A 7,945-nucleotide genomic window follows, 5' to 3' on the forward strand; every position below is an offset into this window, starting at 1 on the left:
TTTCCTCTCAAGGCATTCACACCCATTCCGAATACCTTCAGCTTTTCCTGACCTTCTCCTCATGGCATTCACACCCACCTTCAGCTTCTCCTTATCGTCCCGCCCCCTCTCCTTATCATCTTTTCTCCGCTAATGAATATGCTGTATTATCTGAGATAAAGGATGGATATCTATGTGTAAATATAGCATGTACAACAGCCTGCTGAACGAGTTTATCGAACCAAAGGTCACCTATTATTATTATAAAGACTGGCATGAATTCTATATGCCGCCACATACTCATCCAGCTATAGAAATTATGTATATGGTAAATGGGCAGAGCAGAATTGTAGTGAATGACGATCCCCTTATTTTGAAAAAAAATCAGTTCATCTTAATCGACAGCAATGTCCCCCACCAGCTTGTTGTAGAAAAAGGGAAACCATGCAGAATGCTCAATATCGAATTCATCCTTAAGAAAAGCCATCAATCATCCGTAATTGGTTCCCTGGCAAATGAATGTGAGGAAGTGAAGGAATTTCTGCGCAACAAAAAGCCCTATATCATTCAAAAAGATATTAATGAAATCTACCATTCGCTCAGAAGTTTAGTTTTTGAACTGGATAATCAGAAATATGAGCAGAAATTTATGGTGAATCTGTTAATCTCTCAATTACTGATCCAGATCTCCCGTAATCAACTAGAGTCAAAAGAAAGAGAACTGCAGGATGCGGATTATTATGTTTCGATAATCGTCAACTATCTTCATGAAAATTATGACTGTGATATAAAAACAGCCGAATTGTCTCAACTAGTCCACCTCCACCCTAATTATCTGCACAAAATTTTTAAGAACACGATGAATTGTACGATCATTGAATATTTAACAAAAATAAGAATAGATAAAGCCAAAATGCTTTTAACCAAAACAGAAATGTCTGTAACAGAGATAACTGAATTCATCGGGATCAACAGCAGTCAATATTTCAGTAAGATTTTCAAAAAGGCAACAGGAGCAACTCCTTTAGAATACAGAGAATTAGCCTGTTGCGAAAAATAGGTGAGAATAGTACACAAAATGATGCTTAGTCATTAGATTTATTAAAGCGCTTCCATAGTCACGGTGTTATGATCCATAATATAGAAACTCTCGTAACACCCTATCCAATCCAATAAAAGTGAGGTTGATGAAAATGAAAAAGTTGCCAATTATAAGTTTTTTATTATTTGCAGGGTTAATTTTGTTCTTAACTGGATGCAGCAGCAATAATGAAGCAAATAACGAAGGTGGAGAAACAAATGGCGAGACTGTAAATCTGACAATGCAGGCATGGGGAAATCCGGAAGAATTAAAAGTCTATCAGCGCGGGATTGATGGATTTATGAAAGAAAATCCTAATATTAAGATAGACTTGGTTTCTGTTGCCAGTGATCAATATGAACAAAAACTGATGACATCCCTTCAAGGTAGTAAGGGGCCGGACATTTTTTATGCACATGAGCCGACAATGCCTGAGCTGATTGAAGCTGGTGTTGTGCAGCCACTAGATGAGTTTTTTGCAAGTGATGAAAGCTATGCAAGTCTGGATGATTTCGCGGAAGGATTATTTGGTCCTGCCAGAAAAGATGGCGTAACTTATGGCGTCACTCCTGATGCGAACCCAATGGTGTTATATTACAACAAAAAAGTTTTTGAAGAAGCAGGTGCAAAAACACCACAGGAATATTTTGACGAAGGAAACTGGAACTGGGATGCGTTTGTGGAAGTGTCCGAGCAGATCAAAGAGGCCGGCAAAACTGGTCTCGTGATGGAAAACTGGTGGGGACACTGGTACAGCTGGATCTGGTCTAATGGAGGCTTGATTTTTGACGAAAATGGCGAGTTAGTATTGCAGGATAATGACAAAGCGAAAGAGGCATTTCACTTTATGAATGATCTTGTACAGAATGGCAATGCCGTCTATGCCGGCTCCCTGCCACAAGGCCAAGGTGTTGATGCAATGTTTATGTCCAATCAGGTAGGAATGATTGGAGGCGGCCGCTGGTTCTCGCCGCAATTTGACCAGAACGGTGCTTTAGAATACGACTATATTCCTTTCCCGACAAATACAGGAAACAAGCAGGAAAAGGTTGCCATCCCTGTTGCCTATATTGCAGTCAACAGCAAAAATGAGCATGTAGAAGAGGCAATGAAATTCATATCTTATTATGTCAGCACAGCAGGTCAGGAACTACGGACAGGTGAAGGAGGAAATGCTCTGCCATCGATTAATACAATTGAGGCAAGTGCATTATCAGAAACTACGGATAAACATATTGAATATATGTTTGAGGCGCGTGAAACTGGCTTGACGCACGGTTCTAACCTTGCATTGGATGCACAATTCCCTGGACTGAACAGTGATATAACCGAAACAATTGATCTGATGTTCCTTGGCAAACAAGATGCAGATACAACCATCCAGAAAGTTGCCGAGATTATTGAGGAACACATGAAATAACACACTTTTTACAAAATAAAAATCAATATGCCAAGAGGTTATATTCTCTTGGCATATTGCAAATGAGGTGAACAATATGTATCGGAACAGACCGAATTTATGGGGATTCTTATTTATCAGCCCTCAATTGATTGGCTTGTTGATTTTTTCTTTAGTACCGTTAATTTATGCTTTCACACTAAGTTTTACCAGCTGGAATGGGTTTGGAGCATCCGAATTTGTTGGACTTACTAACTATGTATCCCAATTTCAAAACCCTGATTTCTGGAAAGCAATGCTGAACACGATTTATTATATGTTCCTAGTCGTTCCTATTGGTATATTCATTTCGCTCCTGCTTTCGATTGGTTTAAACAAAATCAGAGGAAAAGAAATATACAGAGTATTTTTCTTTATGCCTGTTGTTACAAGTTCGGTATCTGTCGGGATTATTTTTATGTGGATATTAAATGGTGATTTCGGTATTCTCAATCAATTGTTGTCTTATATCGGCATTGATGGACCGATGTGGCTGACAGATACAAAATGGGTTATTCCTTCGATTGCATTATTGAGTATCTGGTGGGGCTTAGGTTACAACATGGTTATTTTTCTGGCTGGCCTTCAGGGGATTTCACAGAGTTATTATGAAGCTGCCTCCATTGATGGTGCCACCAGTTTTCAGAAGTTCCGTCATATTACCTTACCATTATTAACACCAACTACTTTCTTTGTCACCATCATGACAATCATTTCTTCATTCCAGGTGTTTGATCAGGCTTTCGTCATGACACAAGGCGGTCCGGCCAAGGCGAGCTACACGATTGTTTTTCATATTTATGAGCAGGCATTTGTCGATTTTACAATGGGACAAAGCTCTTCTGCGGCAATCATCCTGTTCGTTATCATCTTAATTTTCACACTCATTCAATTCAAACTACAAGACAGGTGGGTTTTCTATGAAAAATAATATCGACTTCCAATCTGCAACGGTGCTGGACCAGGCCCATACGAAAAATAATAAAAACTTGTCGAAAATATTGCTCCATATTTTACTGATTGCCGGTTCTTTTATTATGGTCTTTCCATTCATCTGGACGATTTTAAGCTCATTGAAAAATATGGCGCAGATCTTTGTCATCCCGCCGCAATGGATACCAGACCCTGTCATGTGGAGTAACTATATTGATTCCCTTTTAGCCATGCCATTTGGCTTAGCTTATTTTAACAGTTTTTATATTACTGTTGTGATCGTGCTGAGTACATTGATTACTGCTTCCATGGCTGCATATGCTTTTGCCAAAATAAATTTTAAAGGCGCGAACGTCCTGTTTATTCTTTTCCTTGCAACAATGATGATTCCAAAACAGGTAACCATGATTCCTTTATATTTAGTAATGGATCAGCTCGGCTGGCTTGACACACACCTCTCCCTTGTTGTGCCTGGTGCATTATTCAACGCATTTGCTGTATTTTTACTAAGGCAATTTGTTATGGGGATTCCGAGAGAATTAGAAGAAGCGGCAATCATGGATGGAGCCGGCTATGTACGAATCTATTGGAATATTATTCTGCCATTAATTCGTCCAGCACTTGCAGCAATCGCAATCTTCACATTCTTGCAATCTTGGAACAACTTCCTTGATCCATTAATCTATTTAAACACACCAGAAAAATTCACTGTCCCTATTCTTTTAAACTCCTTTAAAGGATTGTACACAGCAAACTGGCCGCTAATGATGGCAGGAACGGTTATTTCCGTCATTCCTGTGCTTATTGTTTATATCTTTTCACAAAAACAGATTATTGAAGGTGTTGCAATTACGGGGATTAAAGGATAATTGGTGCGGTTCTAAGGAATACGTTTCGGTGGAATAACTGCGCTTCCTGCGGGATTTTGATTAGGCCTCAAATCCCGCGGAAGTCTCAGTTTACATTAAAAGACTTTCAATTCCTAAGAGTAGGAAGAGGTAATATTAGCAACAAATCTTTAGCGTGTTGGTCGAGATTTGTTCTTAAAATGGTTTTTATCAACAAATCTTTGGGTACCCTAGTCAAGATTTGTTCTTAAAATGGTTTTTATGAACAAATCTCGGGCTGCACTGGTCTAGATTTGTTCTTAATATGATTTTTATCAACAAATCTTTGGGTACTCTAGTCTAGATTTGTTCTTAAAATAGTTTTTATCAACAAATCTATGGCTACTCCAATCTAGATTTGTTCTTAAAAAGTTTTCTACCGACAAACCTGCAGTTACTGAACCGTTGATTTTGACATAAAATAAGCTCTCCACAATATATAGAAAACTTCCCTATTTTTATTATATCCAATACGCAATTACCCGCGACACACAAAAAGGGGACAAAAATCTGTCCCCTTTCTTATCCTTTCAATCCGGAGGTAGATCCGGTATCCATAATATATCGCTGGAAAACGATGAAAATTAAAATCATTGGCACTAGTGAGATAATAGATGATGACAGGAGCAGAACCCAGTCGATATTATCTGCACCGACAATACTTCTTAGCGCGATTTGCACAGTATATTTGTCAGGATCACTTAGTACGATTAATGGCCAGATATAGTCATTCCATCTCCACTGGAAAGAGAAGATAGCCAGTGTGATGATAACAGGCTTTGCAATCGGCAGCATAAGTTTGAAGAAGATTACCCCTTCATTCCCGCCATCCATTCTTGCCGCTTCCAGTAAATCATCAGGCACACTCATAAAATACTGGCGGAACATGAAAATTCCCGTTGCTGTATTAATGGAAGGAATAATCAAACCAGCCAAACTGTCATACAATCCAAGGTTGAGAATAACCGAGAATGTCGGGTTCATGATAACCTCTGTCGGAAGCATCGTTGTCGCCAATATACAAATGAAAAAGACACCAAGCCATTTGTAATTATATTTTGCAAGTGCATAACCACATGTGGCACTTGCAATCACGGTTAATACTGTTGTCACAATAGCAACAAACAACGTATTTACAAAATATTTGATGAATTCCATTGTTTCCCATGAGTAGGAATAATTTTCGAGTGTCGGATTCTCCGGGAAGAAGTTCAACGGAAAAGAAAATAAATCACTGCCAGGCTTTAATGAACTTAACAAAAGCCAGAGAATCGGAAAAAGATACATTGCCGCCACAATATAAAGAGCGGTTGTTAATAATATAGTAGAGACGCGATCATGTAATTTAGTCATTTACTTTCCCCCCTTTTGTAAATTTGAATTGAAGCAGGGAAAATACGAGAAGCAGGACAAACAGTACCATAGAGGCTGCGCTGGCATATCCTACTCGCATCTGATTAAAACCAGTTTCATAGATATACTGTACAAGAAAAGTGGTATCTGTCCCAGGCCCCCCATTTGTCAGTGCCTGTACCATCGGAAATTCCTTCATTAAATTAAACACAGCCAACAAAACGACTAAAAACATTGTAGGCCTGATAGATGGCAATGTTATGTACCAGAATTTCTGCCAGCCTGTTCCGCCATCTACTTCAGCCGCTTCATACAAGGTCTTCGGTATAGCGATCAGTGCCCCGATGAATAGAAGCATATTAAATGCCACATGCATCCAAGCTGTTGCAAATAAAACAACTAAAAAGGCGAATGTTCCATCAGACGACCATGGTACAGGATCACCGCCGATCAGCTGAATCACATAGTTAATGAAGCCAAAGCTTTCGCCAAACATCCATCTCCACAATACCCCTACTACAATTGGTGAAACAAGCCACGGAAGGAAGAAAATTACCTTCGCGACATTTTTTCCTTTTGTATGCTTGCTTACAAGCAGAACGGAGATGAATAGTGATGTTATCACAATGAAAGGGACGCCTAACAAAGTATAAAGGAAGGTTCTCCATAATGATTTGTAGAAGCTTGTATCCTGGAATAACTCGATATAGTTGGCTAATCCGACAAAGGATGACACGTTTCCGTTATAATCGGTAAAAGAGTAATAGACACCAAATGCTGCCGGCCATGCAAAAAATAATAGAAATAAAGCTAGATTAATAAATATAAATAGAAATGCCCATTTTTGATTCGCTTTCCTCAATTCCTTTACCTCCTGTAATCTATTCTGTTGTTGTTATATGTAGTGTCTGAAATAGCGACCAGGACAGGTCGCTATTAATCAGAGATTATTCAATATAGGTTTCTGTCATTTGAGATTCCACATTTTCAATTGCTTTATCAAGGCTTTGTTGGCCATTTAATGTGTTGATCATCTCATTTGCAAGCACATCTTTAAGACTTCTTTTTGCTACAAGCTGTTTTCTGACAAGTTTATTTCGCTGCACATTAGCAACTTCAGCTGAAGCCTCAATTTCATTGTTATATAATTCATAGACTTCTGGTGCTAAGTTATATTCCACATCTGCATCCTCCACAACAGGAAGGTATCCGCCAAGAGAAGCTAATTCTTCGTAATTGTCTTTTTGATATAACCAGTCAATGAACTTCTTCGCTTCTTCCTCATAACCTGAGCCTTTAAATGCGGTTAAATAGTTTCCGCCCAGATTTGTTGACCGTTCCTCTTCATATGGCATGTAGACAGCTTTCCATTCAAAATCTTTAATATTGGAAGCGAAATCTGTTATTTGCCATGAACCAGACATATAGGCAGGTACTAAGCCACTTTTGAACATAAATGCCGGATCTTCACTGGCCGTCCATACTGACTTCGGCATCATACCACTATTATTTAACTCAACAAATTTCTGCAAAGCCTCTTTTGTTTCAGGGTTTGTTGTATATTGATCATCTTCACGGTAAAAACCTTTACTGCCATGCTGATAAAGAAAGGCATTTAACCGGTGTTCGGAATTATCCATTACCATTCCATATTTCGCATTTGTGTTTTCTTTAACGGTCTTTACTTTAGAAAGGAATTCGTCCCATGTCCAAATGTTATCTTCGCTGGTTGGAAAGGTGACACCAGCTTCTTCAAATAAATCAACATTGATAAACATTCCGACTGCAGTGAGATCAAGAGGCGGAGCAACCAGTTGGTCATCTACGGTGATTCCTAATTCTGTTCTTACATTATTTTTCTCTGCAACTTCCTGCAAATCCAGTAAACTTCCCCGCCATCCTGGATTAAATCCAGTCACTCGCGCTAAGGCAGGTGGTTGTTCAGCACGTATCATGTTATTAAGTTTGGTGATCATGTCACTATACGGGACATCTACCACTTCGATTTTCACACCAGTTTCTTCTGTATACTTTTTTGACATTTTCGTCAGAGCCGAGCCTTCAATGGTATCCCCTGACACATAAAACTGCATCGCTTCCTCTTCACTAGAACCTAGAACAGAGTTTCCAAACGCTACAAGAACGAGCGTCACAGCGATAATAGAAAAGAAAACCAATACTTTCTTCATATCATTCTCTCCCTCTATATAATTCAAATATCTTTAAAATACTATTGTTTTCTCAAAATTTCTTTAACACCTTTTTTATGGTGTG

General features: G+C 38.8%; 7 protein-coding genes. 4 read left to right on the plus strand and 3 right to left on the minus strand.

What is annotated here, in order from left to right:
- Positions 1-172 precede the first annotated feature (172 nt).
- From F9U64_RS20095 to F9U64_RS20110, 4 genes are all read left to right on the plus strand, one after another.
- Positions 173-1,039, plus strand: coding sequence for a helix-turn-helix transcriptional regulator (locus F9U64_RS20095; protein WP_153406682.1), 867 nt, complete (start codon positions 173-175; stop codon positions 1,037-1,039).
- Positions 1,040-1,172: 133 nt separating this feature from the next.
- A complete protein-coding gene (locus F9U64_RS20100; RefSeq protein ID WP_153406683.1) occupies positions 1,173-2,480 on the plus strand; it encodes an ABC transporter substrate-binding protein in 1,308 nt (435 codons plus the stop codon).
- Between the two features lie 76 nt (positions 2,481-2,556).
- Complete coding sequence (locus F9U64_RS20105; RefSeq protein WP_153406684.1) at positions 2,557-3,429, plus strand: carbohydrate ABC transporter permease; 873 nt, start codon at positions 2,557-2,559, stop codon at positions 3,427-3,429.
- A complete protein-coding gene (locus tag F9U64_RS20110; RefSeq protein ID WP_153406685.1) occupies positions 3,419-4,300 on the plus strand; it encodes a carbohydrate ABC transporter permease in 882 nt (293 codons plus the stop codon). The genes F9U64_RS20105 and F9U64_RS20110 overlap by 11 nt, the downstream gene beginning before the upstream one ends.
- Before the next feature lie 540 nt (positions 4,301-4,840).
- Here the strand turns inward: F9U64_RS20110 and F9U64_RS20115 are convergent.
- From F9U64_RS20115 to F9U64_RS20125, 3 genes are all read right to left on the minus strand, one after another.
- Positions 4,841-5,671, minus strand: a complete 831-nt coding sequence (locus tag F9U64_RS20115; protein WP_153406686.1) for a carbohydrate ABC transporter permease — start codon at positions 5,669-5,671, stop codon at positions 4,841-4,843.
- Positions 5,664-6,533, minus strand: a complete 870-nt coding sequence (locus F9U64_RS20120) for a carbohydrate ABC transporter permease (protein WP_153406687.1) — start codon at positions 6,531-6,533, stop codon at positions 5,664-5,666. The genes F9U64_RS20115 and F9U64_RS20120 overlap by 8 nt, the downstream gene beginning before the upstream one ends.
- A gap of 85 nt (positions 6,534-6,618) precedes the next feature.
- Positions 6,619-7,860 carry an ABC transporter substrate-binding protein gene (locus F9U64_RS20125; RefSeq protein ID WP_153406688.1) on the minus strand — a complete coding sequence of 414 codons (1,242 nt, stop codon included), beginning with the start codon at positions 7,858-7,860 and terminating at the stop codon, positions 6,619-6,621.
- Positions 7,861-7,945: the final 85 nt, after the last annotated feature.

It is taken from the genome of Gracilibacillus oryzae (assembly GCF_009498735.1).
GTDB lineage: Bacteria > Bacillota > Bacilli > Bacillales > Amphibacillaceae > Gracilibacillus > Gracilibacillus oryzae.